The organism is Yersinia massiliensis (assembly GCF_003048255.1).
Lineage (GTDB): Bacteria > Pseudomonadota > Gammaproteobacteria > Enterobacterales > Enterobacteriaceae > Yersinia > Yersinia massiliensis_A.
This window is the reverse complement of the sequence record NZ_CP028487.1, coordinates 1,757,445-1,778,405: the sequence shown is the minus strand read 5'-3', so window position 1 is coordinate 1,778,405 and position 20,961 is coordinate 1,757,445. Positions and strand designations below refer to the sequence as shown.

The window sequence follows — 20,961 nt, the reverse complement described above, 5'->3', positions numbered from 1 at the left end:
GGCTGTTTCATGAAATCGAAAAGATTTGAAGCGTTGGCGAAACGCCCGGTTAATCAGGACGGCTTTGTCAAAGAGTGGATCGAAGAAGGCTTTATTGCCATGGAAAGCCCGAACGATCCCAAACCCTCCATCAAGATCGAAAACGGCGTGGTGACTGAGCTAGATGGCAAGCCACAAAGCAGTTTCGACCTGATCGATCACTTTATCGCCCGCTACGGTATCAACCTCGCGCACGCGGAAGAAGTGATGAAAATGGACTCCATCAAACTGGCCAATATGCTGTGTGATCCGAATGTGTCACGCCGCACCATCGTGCCTCTGACGACCGCCATGACACCGGCCAAAATCGTCGAAGTGGTTTCCCATATGAACGTGGTGGAAATGATGATGTCGATGCAGAAAATGCGCGCACGTCGTACCCCATCACAACAAGCTCACGTCACTAACGTGAAAGATAACCCCGTGCAGATTGCTGCTGATGCCGCAGAAGGCGCGTTCCGTGGCTTCGATGAGCAAGAAACGACCGTGGCCGTGGCCCGTTATGCGCCGTTTAATGCCATTGCACTGTTAGTGGGTTCGCAAGTTGGCCGCCCCGGCGTGTTGACACAATGTTCACTGGAAGAAGCCACTGAGCTGAAACTGGGGATGTTGGGCCATACCTGTTATGCCGAAACCATTTCGGTTTATGGGACTGAGCCGGTATTTACCGATGGCGATGACACGCCATGGTCGAAAGGCTTCCTCGCCTCGTCCTATGCATCACGCGGTTTGAAAATGCGCTTTACCTCCGGTTCTGGCTCTGAAGTACAAATGGGCTACGCCGAAGGCAAATCCATGCTGTATCTGGAAGCGCGCTGTATTTACATCACCAAAGCGGCGGGCGTTCAAGGGCTGCAAAACGGCTCGGTAAGCTGCGTCGGTGTGCCTTCTGCTGTGCCATCAGGCATTCGCGCCATTTTGGCAGAAAACCTGATTTGCTCGGCGTTGGACTTGGAATGTGCGTCCAGTAACGACCAAACCTTTACCCACTCTGATATGCGTCGTACCGCTCGCCTGCTGATGCAGTTCCTGCCGGGTACTGACTTTATCTCCTCCGGTTATTCCGCCGTGCCGAACTACGACAATATGTTCGCGGGTTCTAACGAAGATGCCGAAGATTTTGACGACTACAACGTGATGCAGCGCGACCTGAAAGTCGACGGCGGTCTGCGTCCGGTGTTGGAAGCTGACGTCGTGGCGATCCGTAATAAAGCCGCGCGTGCCTTACAAGCTGTCTTTGCCGGTATGGGCTTGCCACCAATCACTGACGAAGAAGTGATTGCGGCGACCTATGCGCACGGCTCGAAAGATATGCCGGAACGTAACATCGTCGAAGACATCAAGTTCGCTCAGGAAATCATCAGCAAAAACCGCACCGGTCTGGAAGTGGTTAAAGCGTTGGCACAAGGCGGTTTTGAAGATGTGGCGCAAGACATGCTCAACATCCAGAAAGCCAAAATTGCCGGTGACTACCTGCACACCTCGGCGATCATCAAAGGTGACAATCAAGTCCTGTCAGCGGTGAATGACGTCAATGACTACGCGGGTCCAGCGACGGGTTATCGGCTGGAAGGTGCACGTTGGGAAGAGATCAAAAACATTCCAAACGCGCTTGATCCGAATGAGCTTGGCTAAGGGGTTCACGAGATGGTGGATATTAACGAAAAACTGTTACGCCAAATTATCGAAGGCGTATTGCAGGAAATGCAAGGAGACAACAATACCGTCTCCTTTAAGCAACCGTCCCAGCCTGCGGCCGCATCAACCGCCGTGGCCTCTGGCGATTTCCTCACTGAAGTGGGTGAAGCCCGCCCTGGCAATAATCAGGATGAAGTGATCATTGCGGTGGGGCCAGCATTTGGTCTGTCGCAAACCGCCAACATCGTTGGGATACCGCACAAAAACATCTTGCGTGAAGTGATTGCCGGTATCGAAGAAGAAGGGATCAAGGCGCGGGTTATCCGCTGCTTTAAATCCTCCGACGTGGCCTTTGTCGCGGTTGAAGGTAACCGCTTGAGCGGTTCCGGTATCTCTATCGGTATTCAATCTAAAGGCACAACGGTCATTCATCAGCAAGGTTTGCCGCCGCTGTCCAATTTGGAGTTGTTCCCACAAGCGCCACTGTTGACGCTGGAAACCTACCGCCAGATTGGCAAAAACGCGGCGCGTTATGCCAAACGGGAATCACCACAACCGGTTCCGACCCTGAATGACCAAATGGCGCGGCCAAAATATCAGGCTAAATCAGCGATTCTGCACATTAAAGAAACCAAATATGTGGTGACCGGCAAGAATCCTCAGGAACTCCGGGTGGCGCTTTAACAAAGGAAAACACAATGAATTCCGAAGCTATTGAATCCATGGTTCGCGATGTGCTGAACAAGATGAACAGCTTGCAAGGCCAAACACCGGCAGCAGCCTGTCCAGCACCGGCGGCCAGTACGCGCAGTGATGCCAAAGTCTCTGATTATCCGTTGGCGAATAAGCACCCTGAATGGGTAAAAACCGCCACCAACAAAACACTGGATGATCTGACGTTGGCGAACGTGTTGAACGGCAGTGTCACCTCACAGGATTTGCGTATCACGCCTGAAATCCTGCGCATTCAAGCCTCTATTGCCAAAGACGCAGGTCGTCCGCTGTTGGCCATGAACTTTGAACGTGCTGCTGAGCTGACTGCTGTACCGGATGACAAGGTGTTGGATATCTATAACGCCCTGCGTCCGTACCGTTCAAGCAAAGAAGAACTGAACGCCATCGCGGATGATTTGGAGCAGAACTACAAAGCGACTATTTGCGCCACCTTCGTGCGCGAAGCGGCCGTTTTGTATGTTCAGCGTAAGAAGCTCAAAGGCGACGATTAGTTCATCAATTAATTGTTATAGCCAATAGATTTCAAATTGCAGATAGACAATCCCCAGAAGCTGACTCAAGTCAGTGACTGGGGTGAGTGAATGCAGCCAACACCGCTGCAAATTGAAAGGTGAAGGGGAAGAATATGGGCCGCTACATCGTCGGTGTCGACATCGGAAACTCATCAACGGAAGTGGCATTGGCTACTTGCGCAGCTGATGGTCAGTTGCAGTTTGTCACCAGCGCGCTCACCGAAACCACCGGTATCAAAGGGACGCAACGCAACATTTTCGGCATCAACAAAGCGCTGGCCTTGTTGACGGAAAAGGCCGGTATCGCACTGAGCGATATCAGTCTGATTCGTATTAACGAGGCAACGCCGGTGATTGGCGATGTGGCGATGGAAACCATTACTGAAACCATCATCACGGAATCCACCATGATCGGCCACAACCCTAAAACCCCCGGTGGGTTGGGATTAGGGGTGGGGCTAACCATCACCATTGATGAACTGGTCACCCGCGATCCGACCCAACCTTACATTTTAGTGGTGCCTGCCACGGTTGATTTTGCCGATGTGGCGGCGGTCGTCAATGCGGCAACGGGTGCGGGATACCGCATCACCGCGATTATTTTGCAGCGGGATGATGGTGTCTTGGTCAGCAACCGTCTCACTCACCCAGTGCCGATCGTCGATGAAGTGCTGTATATCGACCGCATCCCCATGGGCATGTTGGCCGCAGTTGAAGTGGCGATGCCGGGCCAAGTGATTGAAACCCTCTCTAACCCTTATGGTATTGCCACTGTTTTTGAACTCAGTGCCGAAGAAACCAAAAACATCGTTCCGGTGGCGCGCGCCTTAATTGGCACACGTTCTGCGGTGGTGGTGAAAACGCCGGAAGGGGACGTTAAAGCGCGATCCATTCCGGCCGGTCATTTGGTGCTCTTTGCCGATGGCCGCACCGTGCAGGTCGATGTTGCGACGGGCAGTGAAGCCATTATGACGGCAGTGAACAGCTTCCGTCATTTGGACAATGTGAGCGGTGAAGCGGGCACCAACATTGGCGGCATGCTCGAACACGTGCGCCAAACCATGGCAGAACTGACCAACAAACCGACCAATGAAATCTTCATTCAAGACTTGCTGGCCGTCGACACGGCAGTGCCGGTCAATGTCATTGGGGGTTTGGCGGGCGAGTTCTCTCTTGAGCAAGCGGTGGGTATCGCCTCGATGGTGAAATCTGATCGCCTGCAAATGGCGCATATCGCCAGTGAAATCGAAAAGACATTGGGTATTGATGTTCAGGTCGGGGGGGCGGAAGCCGAAGCGGCGATACTCGGCGCGCTGACCACACCAGGGACGCGACGGCCACTCGCCATCCTCGATTTAGGGGCAGGATCGACCGATGCCTCCATCATCAATGCCCAAGGTCAAATCGTTGCCACGCATCTGGCAGGTGCGGGCGATATGGTGACGATGATCATCGCCTCAGAACTGGATCTCCAAGACCGCTATCTGGCGGAAGACATCAAAAAGTATCCGCTCGCCAAAGTGGAAAGTTTGTTCCACCTGCGCCATGAAGACGGCAGCGTTCAGTTCTTCCCACACCCCCTCGCTCCTGAAGTTTTTGCGCGGCTGGTGGTGGTGAAACCGGAAGGACTGGTGCCGCTACCGGGTGATTACGCACTGGAAAAAGTTCGCAATATTCGCCGCTCCGCAAAAGAGCGGGTGTTTGTGACCAATGCGCTGCGAGCCCTGCGCCAAGTTAGCCCAACCGGCAATATCCGCGATATCCCCTTCGTGGTGCTGGTGGGCGGCTCGTCACTGGATTTCGAAGTCCCACAATTGGTCACCGATGCCCTCTCCCACTTCAAGCTAGTGGCGGGCCGCGGCAACATTCGCGCCGTTGAAGGCCCACGTAATGCCGTGGCAACGGGTCTGATTCTGGCTTTTCAACGGGAGCGTAATGCATGAATTTCGCCAATGACGCTCCCGCTATCGTGATCAGTCTCACCACGCCAACGCCGCCAGCGGTTTGGCATCAGGTATTGCTGGGCATTGAGGAAGAAGGCATTCCTTGGCAGTGGCAACAAGACGAAGAAGGCGATGCCATTCTCCGTGCATGGCAGGCTGCCACCCGCTCGCCGTTATTGGTGGGCCTCGCCTGTTCTGCTGACGAAGTGGTGGTGCATTTTCGTCATTTACCGCCCACTAACCCGCTGTTCCGGTTGGCATGGGCGCAAAACGATGACCAATTACGGCAGCTTGGTAACAACGCCGCCCGACTGGTTAAAGGTTTACCGTTTAAGTCATCTCCATAACCCCAAAAAGGATAAATGAACTCATGAACAACGCATTAGGTTTAGTCGAAACCAAAGGTCTGGTCGCTGCTATCGAAGCGGCTGATGCCATGGTCAAGTCTGCCAACGTCCAACTGGTGGGCTACGAAAAAATCGGTTCCGGTTTGGTCACTGTCATGGTGCGCGGGGATGTTGGTGCCGTCAAAGCCGCAGTCGATGCCGGTTCTGTTGCCGCCAGTGCGGTGGGTGAAGTGATGTCCTGCCATGTCATCCCGCGCCCACACAGCGATGTAGAAGCTATTTTACCGACCTCCGCCTAAGGGTAAGACGAGGAGCACAGCGTGAAAACGTCACTGGGTTTACTTGAAGTTAGCGGTCTAGCGCTGGCTATCGGCGCGGCGGATGCCATGGCGAAAGCCGCATCCGTCAACCTGATCGGAATAGAAAAAACCAACGGCTCCGGCTGGATGTTAATCCGCCTAACCGGTGATGTGGCTTCAGTACAGGCGGCAATCAGTACCGGTGCCGCCTTTGCCGAACAGCATCATGGGCTGGTTTCCCGTGCGGTGTTAGCCCGTCCGGCAGATAGCTTGATGGCTTATTGGCAAGCCCCCACCGAGGCGATCACTGTCGAGGTGCAAGTGACCCTCGACCCTGTGAATAAGCCGGTGAGTGAAGGGGTCAGTGAGTTAGAAGCCGAAGTAGAAGTTGAAGTTGTAGAAGTAAAAAAAGCAGAAGCGCCTGCCATTAATGAGGCGCAAACCGAAGAAATCGATGCCCCAAAACCGGCTGAGACGGCGACCGATGATGCACCGGATACGGTGGTGAGTCTCGAAAAAAAACGGATAGAAAGTGAGGCTCTGCAAGCGCCTCGTGTGAGTTGCAATCTTTGCCTCGATCCCGCTTGCCGACGCCATAAAGGTGAACCTCGCTTTCGTTGTATCCACTTGGGTAAACGAGGAAAAGTCTGATGGAAAAAGCGTTACTGGAACCCGTTGTCAGTAAGATCCTCGACGAAATGCGTCTTCGTCCGATCCCGCTTGGGGTTTCCAATCGACACCTACATCTCTCGGCGCAAGATTACCAACGGCTGTTCCCTGAGCAGCCACTGCTGGAGAAAAAGGCGCTGCTGCAACCGGGCCAATATGCCGCCGAACAGACGGTCACGTTGGTCGGGCCGAAAGGCAGCCTGAAAAACGTGCGCATTCTCGGGCCATTGCGTAGCCAAAGTCAGGTGGAGATCTCTCGCACCGACGCGCGCACGCTGGGGATCAATGCGCCCCTGCGCATGTCCGGCAACTTGGAAGGGACACCCGCTATCCGTTTGGTCAGCCCCTACGGCGAAGTGGAGTTGCCTCATGGCGTGATTGTGGCGCTGCGGCACATTCATATGTCGCCGCTGGATGCCTTGATCTACCGAGTGAAGCACGGTGACCGAGTACAAGTGGCGATTCAAGGCAGTGGTCGCCGCCTGATTATGGACGATGTTGCCATTCGCGTTTCACCCCAAATGAAACTGGAAATGCACATCGATACCGACGAGGCCAATGCAGCAGGTGCGGATGATCCCGCCGCGTTTGCCACGCTTTTGATGCCATCACGGACAGCGCAATCATGACACTGACTCAGGCCCAAACCGAACAACTGGTCAGCCAGATTGTTACGCGCTTGACCGAGCGCGAACGTAGGGTTCACGCCTTGCTGCTGCCTCAGTTGCGTGCGGGTCTGGAACCCTGGGTATTCGTGCGCCATGCCACGCTGCATTTGATGTTGCCGGATCTGGCGTTTATGCATCGGCTGGCACAGTCCGATAGCCAATGTCCGGCGGTCAATGCCCTCAACGAGGCGTGGTCTTGGGGCATGAAAGTGCATATCAGTTTGCATCGTCAACTGTTGCCAGCCTTACCCGCTGCGGCACTGCGCCGTATGCCGCTGAGTTTGAGTGACAACCAAGGTGTCGCGGTGCGCCTGCATGCGGGTCGTGTGCTGGGTTATCGCGATATCGCCACACTCTCTTGTGGCTGGCTGCTGATTGATGCTCATACGCTGGTTACACCGCTGGCACAAGACACCGTATCAGCCCGTCATATTCAACTGTTAAGGCAGGAGTAAATCATGCAACTGGCCAGAGTGGTAGGTTCCGTCGTCTCAACGCAAAAGTCACCAACGCTGATTGGGAAAAAGTTGCTGCTGGTGCGCCGTGTCGCCGGTGATGGCTCACTGCCGCCAGACAGCAAAACGCCGGATGAAGTGGCGGTCGATTCCGTCGGCGCGGGTCAGGGAGAACTGGTGCTACTGGCGGGCGGCTCCAGTGCCAGACGTGTGTTTGCTGAGCCGAATGATGCCATCGATCTGGCGATTGTCGCCATCGTTGATGAATGCTCTTACTGATGATGAGCGCGCGTCGTGATGAGTGCGCTGTCTGACCTTGAATAACCTGACAGATAGAACGGTGATTTTATGAGCATCTATACCAAGACGGGCGACGCGGGCACCACTGCCCTGTTCACCGGACAACGGGTAAAAAAGAGTCACCCACGGGTGGAAACTTACGGCACGTTGGATGAACTCAACGCCGCACTGAGTTTGTGCGCCCGAGTGATGCAAGGTGAAGAGAACCGTCAATTAATTGATGCGGTACAGCATCAACTGTTTTATTTCAGCGCCGAATTAGCCAGCGAAGGCATTGAGGTTCCTCCCGTTGGGCGTAAAAGCATCAGCGAGCAGGACATCCACGCACTCGAACAGGCGGTAGACCGCTGCATGGCGCAGTTGCCACCGGTCAAAGGATTTATTCTGCCCGGCGATACCGAAGCCGGTAGCCGTTTACATTTTGCCCGCACATTAGCGCGGCGCTGTGAACGACGTTTGATTGAACTGGCCGAACAAGTCCCCGTGCGCTCGGTGCTGTTGCAGTATCTCAACCGGTTATCGGATTGCCTGTATGCATTGGCCCGCGACGAAGACCAGCGCCAACAGCTGCAACACACCGCGCAGACCGTGCTGGCCCGTTATTTGGCTGCCACCCAGGAGACTCAGCCTGCCACAAAAACGCGACCTACCGCGACTGGCCTGGGTTTTTCCGATGTTCATCAGTTAGTTAAGTTGGCGGTTGAAGCCGCCATGACATTAGATATTGCGGTGGTTGTCGCCCTGACTGACCGCCACGGCAATCTCATCATGACCTACCGTATGCCCGATACCTTGCTGGTCAGCAGCGAGTTGGCCCCGAAAAAAGCGTGGACCGCCGTTGCCCTCAAAGCAGCCACTCATCAACTCAGCAGCGCCGTTCAACCGGGGGCTGACTTGTTCCAACTGGAAGCCAGCACCGGCGGCAAAGTGGTGAGTTTTGGTGGCGGTTACCCCCTGTGGCGTGATGGCCAATTGGTGGGCGGTTTAGGCATCAGCGGCGGTAGCGTCGAACAAGATATGCACATAGCAGAAGCGGCCATATCGGCTTTACACCTGAGGAATGAATAATGAATACCAATGATCTTGAAACTCTCATTCGCACTATCCTCACCGAGCAACTGACGCCAGCTACTGCGTCTGCCTCCAGCGCTATTTTTGCCAGCGTGGATGAAGCAGTTAATGCCGCTCACAGCGCCTTTTTGCGCTATCAGCAAAGCCCGATGAAAACTCGCAGCGCCATTATTAGCGCCCTGCGTGAACAACTCAAACCCCAGTTAGCCTCACTGTCAGAACGCGGTGCCAGCGAAACGGGCATGGGCAATAAAGAAGATAAATACCTCAAAAACAAGGCCGCGCTGGAAAACACCCCCGGTATTGAAGACTTGTCCACCACTGCCCTGACCGGCGACGGCGGCATGGTGTTATTCGAATACTCACCGTTCGGTGTGATTGGCTCCGTGGCCCCGAGCACTAACCCGACTGAAACCATCATCAATAACAGCATCAGCATGTTGGCTGCCGGTAATGCGGTTTATTTCAGCCCGCACCCAGGCGCGAAAGCCGTGTCACTGGATTTAATTGCCCAAATTGAAGCCATCATTTTCAACAGTTGTGGCATCCGCAATTTAGTGGTGACCGTGCAAGAACCTAGCTTTGAAGCGACCCAACAGATGATGGCCCACGACAAAATCCCGTTGTTGGCGATCACCGGCGGGCCGGCCATTGTGGCGATGGGCATGAAGAGCGGCAAAAAAGTGATTGGTGCCGGTGCCGGCAATCCGCCTTGTTTGGTGGATGAAACCGCCGAACTGGCAAAAGCGGCGCAAGATATCGTCTCTGGCGCATCGTTCGATTACAACCTGCCGTGCATCGCAGAGAAAAGCCTGATTGTGGTGGAGAGTGTCGCCGACCGCTTATTGCAGCAGATGCAAGCCTTCGATGCGTTACTGATCAGCAACCCGCAAGATGTCGACAGCCTGCGTAAAGCTTGCCTAACACCTCAAGGCCACGCCAATAAAAATCTGGTGGGGAAAAGCCCGATTGAGCTGCTGAAAGCCGCCGGTCTGGCTTGCCCAGCCAAAGCCCCACGCCTGTTGCTGGTTGAAGTCGCCGGTGACGATCCCTTGGTGACCACTGAACAATTGATGCCGCTGTTACCGGTGGTGCGGGTAAAGGATTTTGATGCCGCGCTGACGCTGGCGCTGCAGGTGGAAGGCGGCCTGCATCATACCGCGACCATGCACTCGCAAAATGTCTCGCGCCTGAATCTGGCGGCCCGCCTGTTGCAGACCTCCATTTTTGTTAAAAACGGCCCGTCTTATGCCGGTATCGGTGTCGGTGGCGAAGGCTTTACCACCTTTACCATCGCCACACCAACCGGCGAAGGCACCACGTCTGCCCGCACCTTTGCGCGCCAACGTCGCTGTGTGCTGACTAACGGTTTCTCCATTCGCTGAGCGAGGACGTATGAAGACTTTTTTCCTGCAAACACGCATTTATAGCGGGGAAGGCAGCCTCAAAGTGCTGCAACGCTTCCATCAGCGCAAAATCTGGATCATTTGTGATGGCTTTCTGGCCACCTCGCCGCTGTTAGATCGCTTAAAACAAGCGCTGCCTGCGGATAACCAGATCAGCCTGTTCAGCGATATTACGCCGGACCCGAATATCAGCACCGTGGTGAAGGGGATTGAGCAGATGCAAACCCTACATCCTGATGTGGTGATCGGGTTTGGTGGTGGTTCGGCATTGGACGCGGCGAAAGCCATTGTCTGGTTTAGCCGTCAGCAAGGGCTGGAGATTGAAACCTGTATCGCGATCCCGACCACCAGCGGCACCGGCTCCGAAGTCACCAGCGCGTGCGTGATAAGCGATCCGGAGAAAAGCATTAAATATCCGTTATTTGACGATGAAATATATCCCGATATCGCCATTTTAGATCCAGCACTGGTGGTCACTGTGCCACCGGTTATCACCGCCAATACCGGATTAGATGTGCTGACGCATGCGCTGGAAGCCTATGTCTCACCGCGCGCGAGTGATTTCACCGATGCACTGGCCGAAAAAGCGGTGCAACTGGTGTTTCGCCACTTGCCGACGGCCTGCAAAAAAGGTGATTGCCTGATCACTCGCGGCAAGATGCATAACGCCTCAACACTGGCGGGCATGGCATTTAGTCAGGCGGGGCTAGGCATCAATCACGCTATTGCGCACCAATTGGGTGGTCAGTTCCATATCGCCCACGGGTTAGCCAATGCCTTGCTGCTGGTACCGGTGATTCGCTTTAACGCCATCGATACACGGGCGCAGAAACGTTATGCACGATTGGCGAAGTTGTGTCATTTCAGCCCCGCAAATGCGGATGATCGCAGCGCGGTGAATCAATTGATTCATCAGATTGAGCAGCTCAAGCGTCAATGCGGTCTGCCTCAGCCGTTGGCGGCAATGAAAGTCACCGAACGCGAGTTAACGCAGCGGATCCCTGACATCATCACCGCTGCGCTGGCGGATGTCACCCTGCGTACCAATCCGCGTGCGGCAGATGACAAAGCGATTCGTAGCATCGTCGAGGCGCTCTATGAGTGATCTGCAAATGCCACTGGCCCCGTTACTGAGTGCCCCCCTCGCCTGCGGTGAATTGGCGCAATGCGATGCCGCGACCATTCAGCAACGGGTACGCGATGCTGGGGTGGTGGGTGCCGGCGGCGCGGGGTTCCCCACCGCGGTGAAATTGCAAGCGAAAGCTGAAATCTTTCTGGTTAATGCCGCCGAATGTGAACCGATGCTGAAAGTGGATCAGCAATTGATACCACGGGAAGCCGCGCGGCTGGTGCGGGGCGTGATTTATGGCATGGTCGCCACCGGCGCACGCGAAGGCATTATTGCGCTCAAAGCCAAATATGACGCGGCCATTGCAGCGCTCACGCCGTTGCTGCCGCCGCAAATTCGGCTGCATATTTTGCCTGATGTGTACCCCGCCGGTGATGAAGTAATCACCATTTGGCTGGCAACGGGTCGCCGTGTACCGCCAGCGGCGCTGCCAGTGAGCATCGGCGTGGTGGTCAATAACGTCCAAACCTTGCTCAATGTGGCGCGTGCCGTGGAACAGCAATGGCCCGTCACCCGCCGCACACTGACCGTCAACGGTGCGGTGGCACGGCCTTTAACCCTGACCGTGCCGCTAGGGACTTCGCTACGTGAAGTGCTGGCATTGGCTGGCGGCGCAACTATCGACAATCCGGCCTATATCAATGGCGGGCCGATGATGGGTCATGCCCTGCATGATCTCGATCAACCGGTGACCAAAACCACCGGCGGCTTATTGGTGCTGCCCGCGGATCACTTGTTGATCACTCGCCGCGCACGCAGTGATCAGGATGTGCTCGCCATTGCCCGCGCGGTGTGCGAGCAGTGCCGGATGTGTACCGAACTTTGCCCCCGTCACCTTATTGGGCATGAATTGCCGCCGCATTTACTGGTACGGGCGATTATTTATCAACAGGTGGCGACGCCCGATATCTTGCTGAGCGCCCTCACCTGCTCGGAATGCGGCTTATGCGAAAGCTATGCCTGTCCGGTGGATATCTCGCCAATGCGCATTAATCGGCTGCTTAAAACACAGTTGCGCGCGCAGGGAGCACGTTATCAAGGGGAACTGCGTGAGGCCGATCCAATGGCCAATTACCGCATGGTGCCGATATCACGGCTGATTGCGCGGCTGGATTTGACCGACTGGTATCAACCCGCTCCCTTTATCGATTTAGACGTTGCGCCGCAACAAGTGGTTATCCCGTTACGTCAGCACATTGGTGCCGCCGCCGAGCCTGTCGTGGCGGTCGGCGAACAGGTCCAGCGCGGCCAACTGATTGGGCAGATCCCCCCTAACGCGTTGGGTGCGCCAGTGCATGCCAGTATTCGCGGCGTCGTCACGGATATCAGCGCCCACGCTATTACCCTGCGTTGCGACCATGAAGAGGAATGAGCATGTCTCAAGCCATTGGAATTGTTGAATTAAGCAGTATCGCCAAAGGGATGGAGGTTTGTGACTTGATGCTGAAAAGCGCCAACGTCAGCCTGTTGGTCAGTAAAACCCTCTGCCCTGGCAAGTATTTGTTGATGGTCGGCGGCGATATCGGGGCCGTTAGCCAGTCCGTGCAAAATGGTGAAAAACACAGCGGCCACTTATTGGTCGATAGCATCGTCTTACCGAATCTTCACCCCTCAGTATTACCGGCGATCAGCGGCCTCAATACGGTTCAAAACCGTCAGGCGGCAGGCGTGGTGGAAACATGGAGTGTCGCAGCCTGTATTACCGCGGCAGACCGCGCGGTGAAAGCCGCCAATGTCACGCTGGTGCGCATCCATATGGCATTCGGTATCGGGGGCAAGTGCTATCAGGTACTCAGTGGCGATATTGCCGATGTGCAAACCGCCGTTGACGTTGCCAGCCAGTGTGCCGGTGAGAAGGGATTACTGGTTTACAGCACCGTGATCTCCCGTCCCCATGAGGCGCTGTGGCGTCAGTTAGTTCAGGAGGCATGATGGAAAACAGCAGCACACCCGAGCGTGTCATTCAGGAATATGTTCCCGGTAAACAGATCACCCTCGCGCACCTTATCGCCAACCCCAACAAGGCGCTTTATAAAAAGCTGGGGCTAAACGATGTCAGCAGCGCCATTGGCATTCTGACCATCACGCCCAGTGAAGCCTCGATTATTGCCAGTGATATCGCCACCAAATCGGGCGCGGTAGAGATTGGTTTTATCGACCGATTTACCGGTGCCGTGGTGTTTACCGGCGATGTTTCTGCGGTGGAGTATGCGCTGAAACAGGTGATTCATACCTTAGGCGACATGATGAAATTCACCGCTTGCCCGATGACGCGGACCTGATGCCATGCAACGCATCATGTTAATTGGCCCTAGCCAGTGCGGTAAAACGTCGCTGATCCAGCGTTTACGCGGCGAGACGCTCAATTACCAGAAAACTCAGTCCATTATCTGGCAAGACAATGCCATCGATACGCCGGGCGAATATCTGGAAAACCGCTGTTTGTACAGTGCGTTACTGGCAAGTGCTTGTGAAGCCGATGTGGTGGGTTTGGTGCAAAACGCCGATGCCACGCAGAGCTGGTTTGCCCCAATGTTGGCACAGGTTTTCAACAAACCGGTGATTGGCATCATCAGCAAGGCGGACACCGTGAGCCACCCCGACCAACTGAATTGGGCGGCAGAGGGCCTGCAGCAAGCAGGCGCACAAAATATCTTTATCACCTCGGCGCAAACCGGCGAGGGATTAACTGACCTTATGACTTATTTGAATCATTCTGGAGAGTCGCATGCCCGGTAAGATTATGGCGATAAACGCCGGCAGTTCTTCGTTGAAATTTCAGTTGTTTTCCATGTTCAATGCGCAAACCGGTCAAGCGGATGAGCAGGTGTTATGCCAAGGATTAATTGAGCGCATCGGGATGGATGATGCGGTGTTTAACCTGCGTGCCGGTGATGTGAAATGGCGGGAAACGCTGCCCATTGCCGATTGCCGCCAAGGCGCAGAACATTTGCTGCACGCACTTATCGAGCACAATATTATCGATTCGCTAGCGGAAATCACTGGCGTCGGTCACCGCGTCGCTCATGGCGGCGAAGCTTTTGCCGATTCTGTGCTCATCACTCCTGATGTGCTGGCTCAAATTGAACAGTTGGGTGTGCTGGCCCCGTTGCATAATCCGGTTAATGCCTTGGGGATCCGCGTGTTCCAACAGGCCCTGCCCCATGCCAGCGCCGTGGCGGTATTTGATACCGCATTCCACCAAACCCTGAGCCAGACCTCGTATCTGTATGCTTTGCCGTGGCGCTACTATGAAGAGCTAGGTATTCGCCGTTACGGCTTCCACGGCACCAGCCATAAATATGTCAGTGGCGTCTGCGCCGAACGCATGGGGCGGCCACTCGAATCGCTGCGCATTGTTTCTTGTCACTTGGGCAATGGCTCCAGCCTGTGCGCCATCGGCAACGGGCGCTCCGTCAATACCTCCATGGGCTTTACCCCACAGGCTGGGATCATGATGGGCACCCGCAGCGGCGATATCGATCCGTCCATCTTGCCGTTTATTCAGCAAACGGAAGGCAAGAGTGCCGCCGAAATCAATCAACTGATCAATAACCAATCAGGCTTGCTGGGGGTTTCCGGCATTTCGCATGATTACCGTGATGTGGAACAGGCGGCCAACAACGGCGATACCCGCGCGCAAGTGGCGCTTGAACTGTTTGCTGAACGTATTCGCGCCGTGATTGGCAGCTATATCGTGCAACTGGGTGGCATTGATGCACTGATTTTCACCGGCGGTATTGGCGAGAATGCTCGTCATGCGCGCCAACAGATTTGCCGCGATCTGGCGTTTCTCGGTATCGAGTTGGACGAAGAGAAAAATCAGAAGAACCAGTTCTTTATCCAAAAAGAAACGGGGCCGGTACAAATTGCCATCGTTAACACCAATGAAGAATTGATGATTGCCCGTGATGTCATGCGCGTGGCACAAACCCTGCCGGTACAACCGGCCCTCGCCATACAGTGAGAAGCAAGATGAAAAGTGGAAAAGTTTGGCTGGTGGGCGCGGGGCCGGGGGATGCGGCGCTGATTACGGTCAAAGGATTGCATGCCATTCGTCAGGCAGAAGCACTGGTGTATGACCGGTTAGTCTGTGCTGAACTGCTGGCTGAAGCCCCTGACGGCTGCGAAATGATCAATGTGGGCAAGAACCCCAATCACCATTTGGTGCCGCAACCTGAAATCAATCAGATCTTGGTGGATTGCGCCCTGCGTGGCCTGAATGTGGTGCGGCTCAAAGGCGGCGATCCTTACGTGTTCGGGCGCGGTGGAGAAGAAGCTGAAGCACTGGCGTTGGCAGAAATCCCGTTCGAAGTGGTGCCCGGGATCAGCTCCGCCATTGGTGGATTAGCCTATGCGGGGATACCGGTGACGCACCGTGATTATGCCTCCGGTTTCCATGTCATCACTGGTCATCTACGCCAAGGTAACGAACCACAAGACTGGGCCACGTTAGCGAAGCTGGAAGGCACGCTGGTTATCCTGATGGGAATGACGCAATTGGCGACCATTTGCCAGCAGTTGATTGCCGCCGGTAAAGCGCCAACCACGCCAGCTGCCGTGGTGATGTATGCCAGCCACCAACAGCAACAAGTGGCCAGTGGCACATTGACCACTTTAGCTGATCAAGCCACTGCGCAGGGCTTATCGGCCCCTGCACTGATTGTGATTGGTGATGTGGTCCGACTGCGCGACATTCTGGCATTCACACCAGAAGCGTTATCGCTCAGCTCAATTCCCTCGTTGATCTCCCCCCTGTCGTTGGCGTTGTAGTTCGCAGCGATGGGTATGATATTCTGCGCACACGAGCTAACGACGGGGATAAGGCAGCAATGAGTGAGCATGGCGGTAATGTGCTGGAAATGGCATTGAAAATCGGGACAGATGCAGAAAATATCATTGATTTCAGTGCCAACATTAATCCTTTGGGGATGCCAGAATCCCTGAAAACAGCCATTGTGGCGCAGCTTAACCGCGCGGAACGCTACCCTGATGTTAAATATCGCCAACTCCATAGTGCGTTAGCCCGTGTCCATCATTGCCAGCCAGAAAACATCATGGCGGGCAATGGTGCCACCGAACTGATTTACGCGATAGTTCACCACTTGCAACCGCGCACCGCACTGTTGCTCACACCGGGTTTTGCTGAATATCGCCGCGCCCTGCAACGGGTAGGTTGCCAGATCAGTGATTATGCGATGAGTGAAGCCGATGGCTTCCAGCCTGATGAGCGCTTGCTGGATGTTCTGGCTCAATCGCGCCCTGACTGCCTGTTCTTGGCGACACCGAATAACCCCACAGGGCTGATGCCGGATGCCGCGCTACTGCAAGCCATTGTGCAGTGCTGCCATCAATACCAAATTGCGTTGATTGTCGATGAAGCTTTTATCGACTTTCTGCCGGAGGCAACGGGGCTTACCCCACAATTAGCGGCGTTCCCGCGTTTATACGTGCTGCGCTCACTGACCAAATTTTTCGCTATCCCTGGGTTACGACTCGGTTATCTGCTCAGTGGTGATCAAGTCGCTATCGCGCAGATGAAACAGCTGCGCGAGCCTTGGACCATCAATGCCTTTGCAGCGCTGGCCGGTGAAATCATTCTCGATGATCATGCATATATTCAAGCCACACATCAGTGGTTAGCACAGCAGCAGCGCTGGTTATACCAACAACTGTGTTCTCTGCCTGCTTTGCGGGTCTGGCAAGGGGCGGCCAACTATATTTTCTTGCGCTGCCTGAAACCAGAAATCGATCTGCAACAGGCGTTATTACAGCATCATATTTTGATTCGCCATTGTGCTAACTACCCCGCATTAACCCGTGACCATTATCGTGTGGCGGTTAAGAGTGCTGCCGATAATCAGCGGCTGATCACCGCGTTGCAGCAGGTTCTCGGCCATGGCTGAAGCCCGCTGCCCTGCGTCCTGTGGCGAGTTAATCCAAGGCTGGATTCTGGGGGGCGAGAAGCTGATTTCCTGCCCCGTCAATTGGTTTAGTACCGTGTCGGTGAGCGACGGTGTACCCAATGGGCATGAGCGGCCGCGGATGCGACAAATGCTGGCGGCCGTCTTGGCTTACTTCGATCACCCTGCTGATATGGCGCGTGGCTTGAATATCTGTTTTGACTCCACCATTCCGGTGGCAAAAGGGCTGGCCAGTAGCACTGCCGATATCGCCGCCACCGCAATGGCCACCGCTCGTCATCTGGGGAAAACGCTGGATGAGGCTGCCCTCGCGGCCCTGTGTGTGAGCTTGGAGCCGACCGACAGTACACTATTTCAGCAATTAACGCTGTTTGACCACCAAACTGCCGCGACGCAAATATCCTATGATTGGCAGCCTGCCGTGGATATCTTGCTGTTGGAAAGCCCGCAGATCCTCAATACTGAAGATTACCACCGCCGAGATCGCCAACCGGCTTTACTGGCAAGCGCCGCGTCACTGGCGCAGGCATGGCAACTCTTTACCCAAGCCGCCGAACAGCGCGATTGTTCGCTACTGGGCCAAGCCACCACGCTCAGTGCACAAGCCAGCCAGCGTTTACTGGTGAAACCCGATTTCGCCGCGCTGATGACGTTAGTCGAATCACTGGATTTATACGGGCTGAACGTGGCCCACAGCGGTAGCGTCGTCGGTTTATTGCTAGACCGCCAACGCCATGACGTCGAAAAGCTCTACTGGCAGTTACAGCAACACCACATCACCCAAAACTACCCGCACCAACACCTGTTAACCATGGTGTCAGGGGGAGTGCGTTAATCTCCGTTATCGCTGCTGAGTACAAAAAATTAGCAGACTAATTAAGAAACATCCGAACCAAATTGTCCATGTTTCTAGCGTTGTTATTCCCCTTCCACCCACCATTTTGATGCAACGCACTTTAAATTTCGCCTCAAAATGTTGACCTCAATCACAAACAGGGAAAGCAGCCATTTAATCCATATAAATAGCATTCAGTGATATGGGGAAAATAGCTGCCGAAGGATTAGAGTCAAGCAACAGGAAATGTAGTGCAGATGTAAAATCTACGCCCTGTTAAATCTTCATTTTTTTAAAAACATAAATAAAACACATGTATCCAGCATCATAATATTGCACCAATACCGAACAACGATAACCGTAACCTACATAGCTCCGGGAGCCTTATTAGATGAAAAAACTGAGTGTAAAAACCCTACTGGCAGCCAGTCTGTTTAGCATGATGGTATGCTCGGGCAGCGCGCTGGCGCAAGAAATCGAAGTGGTTAACATTTCGAAAATCGCCGGTATGCCGTGGTTTAACCGCATGGGTGAAGGTGTAGAACGTGCCGGTAAAGATCTGGGTATCAAAGCCTATCAGGTCGGCCCATCCAGTACCGATGCCCCGCAACAAGTTAAAATTATCGAAGATTTAATCGCTAAGAAAGTGAGCGCCATTAGTATCGTGCCTAACGATGCCGATGTACTGGAGCCCGTCTTTAAGAAAGCCCGTGACGCCGGTATCGTGGTATTAACCAATGAATCCCCAGGACAGCCAAGTGCTAACTGGGATATCGAAATCATCGATAACGCAAAATTCGCCGCCGATAACGTGGAAGAAATGGCGAAAGCCATGGGCGGTAAAGGCGGTTATGTGATTTATGTCGGCAGCCTGACCGTGCCACAACATAACTTGTGGGCCGATCTGTTTGTGAAATACCAGAAAGAACATTATCCGGATATGTTCGAAGTGACTAGCCGCATGCCTGTTGCTGAGAGCATTGACGATTCACGTCGTACCACACTGGACTTGATGAAAGCCCACAGTGACCTGAAAGGCATTGTTGCCTTTGGCTCACAAGGCCCAATCGGTGCTGGCCGTGCAGTGAAAGAAAAACGCGCGAAAGACAAAGTGCATGTCTTTGGCATGATGATCCCTTCTCAAGCCGCTTCGCTGGTGAAAAGTGGTGATATCGCGATGGGCGTGACTTATGACCCAGGTTCTGCCGGTTATGCTTTGACCGCGGTCGCCGATAAAGTGCTGAAAGGCGAGAAAATCGAAACCGGTATGGATGTCCCAGGGGTAGGTAAAGCGGAAGTTGATCAAGATAAACGTTTGATCCAGTTCCATAATGTGTTGCGTGTCACCAAAGATAACGTGGATTCTCTGTATTGATTCACTGAAAAATCGCAGAGCCGGAGCGGTTATTCGGCTCTGCTACTCATGACATTTGGTGTTAGAGGATTTATGCAGCCATTCATTACCTTGGAAAATATCAGTAAAACCTTTTATGGCGTCAAGGCGCTCAATAAGGTGGCGATGACCCTGCTACCGGGTGAGGTTCACTGTCTCGCGGGGCAGAACGGTTGTGGCAAATCAACACTGATCAAGATTATCTCCGGCGTCTACCAACCCGATGCTGATGCCGCCATGACCATTGATGGCAAAACCTACTCTACCCTGACCCCCATTGAATCTGTCCGGTTGGGGATTCAGGTTATCTATCAAGACTTGTCGCTGTTCCCGAATTTAACCGTGGCTGAGAATATCGCCATGAATCATTATCACCATCATCTGTGGGTGGATAAACGCCAAATGCGTGCCACCGCAGAGCGGGTGATCAGCAGCATTAACGCTCACTTGGATCTGGACGAATTAGTCGAAGATTTGCCGATTGCTCAAAAACAGTTGGTCGCTATTTGCCGCGCACTGGCACAAGATGCCCGATTGATTGTCATGGATGAGCCAACGGCATCCCTGACTCGCCAAGAAGTGAATGGCTTACTGCGCGTGGTGCATGAGCTGAAATCACGCAACATCTGCGTCGTTTTTGTTAGCCACCGACTCAGTGAAGTACTGGAAATATCAGACCGGATCACGGTGTTGAAAGACGGCGATTGGGTGGGGACTTATCCTGCCGCCGAAGTGGATGACCAACGTTTAGCTTGGCTGATGACCGGTATGAAGTTTGATTTTAAGGTGCTGCCGCCGTTTATCCCCACTCGCCCACCGGTGTTAGCCGTGGAAGAGCTTTCTCGCGGCAACGAATATCACAATATCTCTCTGACCTTGCATCCCGGTGAAATTGTCTCGCTGGTGGGATTACTCGGTGCAGGGCGTACCGAACTGTGCCTCAGCTTATTCGGTTTAACCACGCCGGAGTCAGGCACCATTCGTGTCAATGATAAGCCGATGTACTTCGCCAGTAACCGTGACGCGATTGCCGCCGGTATTGGTTATGTTTCGGAAGACAGGATGAGCACGGGGCTCATTATGGCGCAATCCATTCGCGATAATATCAGCGCCACCGTATTGCACCGGCTTAAAAATGCCTTTCATCTGATGCGCACGGAACGGGTGGATACGTTGGTGGAAGACATGGTAAAACACCTGTCGATTAAAATCGGTAGCAGCGATTTGCCCGTCAATACCTTATCCGGCGGTAACGCGCAGCGAATTGCCATTGCTAAATGGTTAGCGACGGATCCGCAAATATTGATCCTCGATTCGCCCACGGTTGGTGTCGACATTGCTAACAAAGCCGGTATCTACAACATCATCAATGCATTAGCCGCTCGCGGCATTGCCGTCTTGATGGTCTGTGATGAAATAGACGAAGCGTACTTTAACAGTCACCGTATTTTAGTGATGCGGGCTGGGACACTGGTGCAAGAATTCTTGCCAAGCAACAGCAGCGAAGCAGCCATTGCGGAGGTAGTAAATGGCTAATCCCCATGCGGTCAATAAATCGGTGCCTAATAAAGCTAATCGCGGTCACACCGGCTTATTTA

At 54.0% G+C, this 20,961-nt stretch carries 23 protein-coding genes; all 23 read left to right on the top strand.

All coding sequences use genetic code 11. The features are described from left to right. Window positions 1-9 precede the first annotated feature (9 nt). The 23 genes from pduC to DA391_RS08030 all read left to right on the top strand — a co-directional run bounded on the left by pduC (window position 10) and on the right by DA391_RS08030 (window position 20,899). The gene (gene pduC, locus DA391_RS08140; RefSeq protein WP_050079808.1) at window positions 10-1,674 is read left to right on the top strand and encodes a propanediol dehydratase large subunit PduC; all 1,665 of its coding nucleotides are present in this window, start codon (window positions 10-12) and stop codon (window positions 1,672-1,674) included. Between the two features lie 15 nt (window positions 1,675-1,689). Further along, entirely contained in the window at window positions 1,690-2,361 is a 672-nt protein-coding gene (locus DA391_RS08135; RefSeq protein ID WP_167311310.1) for a propanediol/glycerol family dehydratase medium subunit, read from the top strand. A gap of 14 nt (window positions 2,362-2,375) precedes the next feature. Then, window positions 2,376-2,903: a propanediol dehydratase small subunit PduE gene (gene pduE, locus DA391_RS08130; protein ID WP_050079809.1), complete on the top strand. Its 528-nt coding sequence runs from the start codon at window positions 2,376-2,378 to the stop codon at window positions 2,901-2,903. Window positions 2,904-3,037: 134 nt separating this feature from the next. Beyond that, the gene (locus tag DA391_RS08125; RefSeq protein ID WP_050079810.1) at window positions 3,038-4,867 is read left to right on the top strand and encodes a diol dehydratase reactivase subunit alpha; all 1,830 of its coding nucleotides are present in this window, start codon (window positions 3,038-3,040) and stop codon (window positions 4,865-4,867) included. Continuing rightward, window positions 4,864-5,214 carry a glycerol dehydratase reactivase beta/small subunit family protein gene (locus DA391_RS08120; protein ID WP_049609407.1) on the top strand — a complete coding sequence of 117 codons (351 nt, stop codon included), beginning with the start codon at window positions 4,864-4,866 and terminating at the stop codon, window positions 5,212-5,214. The genes DA391_RS08125 and DA391_RS08120 overlap by 4 nt, the downstream gene beginning before the upstream one ends. Window positions 5,215-5,237: 23 nt before the next feature. Next, window positions 5,238-5,513, top strand: coding sequence for a propanediol utilization microcompartment protein PduJ (gene pduJ / locus DA391_RS08115; RefSeq protein ID WP_019210484.1), 276 nt, complete (start codon window positions 5,238-5,240; stop codon window positions 5,511-5,513). A 21-nt stretch (window positions 5,514-5,534) separates the two neighbouring features. Continuing rightward, entirely contained in the window at window positions 5,535-6,164 is a 630-nt protein-coding gene (locus DA391_RS08110; protein ID WP_057643819.1) for a BMC domain-containing protein, read from the top strand. Beyond that, window positions 6,164-6,811: a phosphate propanoyltransferase gene (locus DA391_RS08105; RefSeq protein WP_019210486.1), complete on the top strand. Its 648-nt coding sequence runs from the start codon at window positions 6,164-6,166 to the stop codon at window positions 6,809-6,811. The genes DA391_RS08110 and DA391_RS08105 overlap by 1 nt, the downstream gene beginning before the upstream one ends. Then, window positions 6,808-7,305, top strand: a complete 498-nt coding sequence (gene pduM, locus DA391_RS08100; RefSeq protein WP_108087524.1) for a microcompartment protein PduM — start codon at window positions 6,808-6,810, stop codon at window positions 7,303-7,305. The genes DA391_RS08105 and pduM overlap by 4 nt, the downstream gene beginning before the upstream one ends. Window positions 7,306-7,308: 3 nt before the next feature. Next, window positions 7,309-7,584, top strand: a complete 276-nt coding sequence (locus DA391_RS08095; RefSeq protein ID WP_004873635.1) for a EutN/CcmL family microcompartment protein — start codon at window positions 7,309-7,311, stop codon at window positions 7,582-7,584. A 69-nt stretch (window positions 7,585-7,653) separates the two neighbouring features. Beyond that, complete coding sequence (locus tag DA391_RS08090; RefSeq protein WP_108087523.1) at window positions 7,654-8,673, top strand: cob(I)yrinic acid a,c-diamide adenosyltransferase; 1,020 nt, start codon at window positions 7,654-7,656, stop codon at window positions 8,671-8,673. Beyond that, window positions 8,673-10,061 (top strand): aldehyde dehydrogenase family protein, encoded by a 1,389-nt coding sequence (locus DA391_RS08085; RefSeq protein ID WP_049609398.1) that lies wholly within the window; start codon window positions 8,673-8,675, stop codon window positions 10,059-10,061. The genes DA391_RS08090 and DA391_RS08085 overlap by 1 nt, the downstream gene beginning before the upstream one ends. 10 nt (window positions 10,062-10,071) lie before the next feature. Then, window positions 10,072-11,187, top strand: coding sequence for a 1-propanol dehydrogenase PduQ (locus tag DA391_RS08080; RefSeq protein ID WP_050079814.1), 1,116 nt, complete (start codon window positions 10,072-10,074; stop codon window positions 11,185-11,187). Then, window positions 11,180-12,583, top strand: a complete 1,404-nt coding sequence (locus DA391_RS08075) for a 4Fe-4S dicluster domain-containing protein (RefSeq protein ID WP_108087522.1) — start codon at window positions 11,180-11,182, stop codon at window positions 12,581-12,583. Before DA391_RS08080 ends, DA391_RS08075 begins: the two co-directional genes overlap by 8 nt. Before the next feature lie 2 nt (window positions 12,584-12,585). After that, on the top strand, window positions 12,586-13,143 hold the full coding sequence (locus DA391_RS08070) for a BMC domain-containing protein (RefSeq protein ID WP_019210493.1): 558 nt from the start codon (window positions 12,586-12,588) through the stop codon (window positions 13,141-13,143). After that, window positions 13,143-13,493, top strand: coding sequence for a propanediol utilization microcompartment protein PduU (gene pduU, locus DA391_RS08065; RefSeq protein ID WP_049609389.1), 351 nt, complete (start codon window positions 13,143-13,145; stop codon window positions 13,491-13,493). Before DA391_RS08070 ends, pduU begins: the two co-directional genes overlap by 1 nt. 4 nt (window positions 13,494-13,497) lie before the next feature. After that, window positions 13,498-13,950: a EutP/PduV family microcompartment system protein gene (locus tag DA391_RS08060; protein WP_049609386.1), complete on the top strand. Its 453-nt coding sequence runs from the start codon at window positions 13,498-13,500 to the stop codon at window positions 13,948-13,950. Then, window positions 13,940-15,178 (top strand): acetate/propionate family kinase, encoded by a 1,239-nt coding sequence (locus DA391_RS08055; RefSeq protein ID WP_050079816.1) that lies wholly within the window; start codon window positions 13,940-13,942, stop codon window positions 15,176-15,178. The genes DA391_RS08060 and DA391_RS08055 overlap by 11 nt, the downstream gene beginning before the upstream one ends. Window positions 15,179-15,186: 8 nt before the next feature. Continuing rightward, window positions 15,187-15,984, top strand: a complete 798-nt coding sequence (cobA, locus tag DA391_RS08050) for a uroporphyrinogen-III C-methyltransferase (protein WP_050079817.1) — start codon at window positions 15,187-15,189, stop codon at window positions 15,982-15,984. Window positions 15,985-16,043: 59 nt separating this feature from the next. After that, window positions 16,044-17,117, top strand: coding sequence for a threonine-phosphate decarboxylase CobD (gene cobD / locus DA391_RS08045; RefSeq protein WP_108087521.1), 1,074 nt, complete (start codon window positions 16,044-16,046; stop codon window positions 17,115-17,117). Continuing rightward, a complete protein-coding gene (locus tag DA391_RS08040) occupies window positions 17,110-17,970 on the top strand; it encodes a GHMP kinase (protein ID WP_050079819.1) in 861 nt (286 codons plus the stop codon). The genes cobD and DA391_RS08040 overlap by 8 nt, the downstream gene beginning before the upstream one ends. A 439-nt stretch (window positions 17,971-18,409) precedes the next feature. Then, window positions 18,410-19,345: an autoinducer 2 ABC transporter substrate-binding protein gene (locus tag DA391_RS08035; protein WP_226720212.1), complete on the top strand. Its 936-nt coding sequence runs from the start codon at window positions 18,410-18,412 to the stop codon at window positions 19,343-19,345. A gap of 72 nt (window positions 19,346-19,417) precedes the next feature. Then, window positions 19,418-20,899: a sugar ABC transporter ATP-binding protein gene (locus DA391_RS08030; RefSeq protein ID WP_050079820.1), complete on the top strand. Its 1,482-nt coding sequence runs from the start codon at window positions 19,418-19,420 to the stop codon at window positions 20,897-20,899. Window positions 20,900-20,961: the final 62 nt, after the last annotated feature.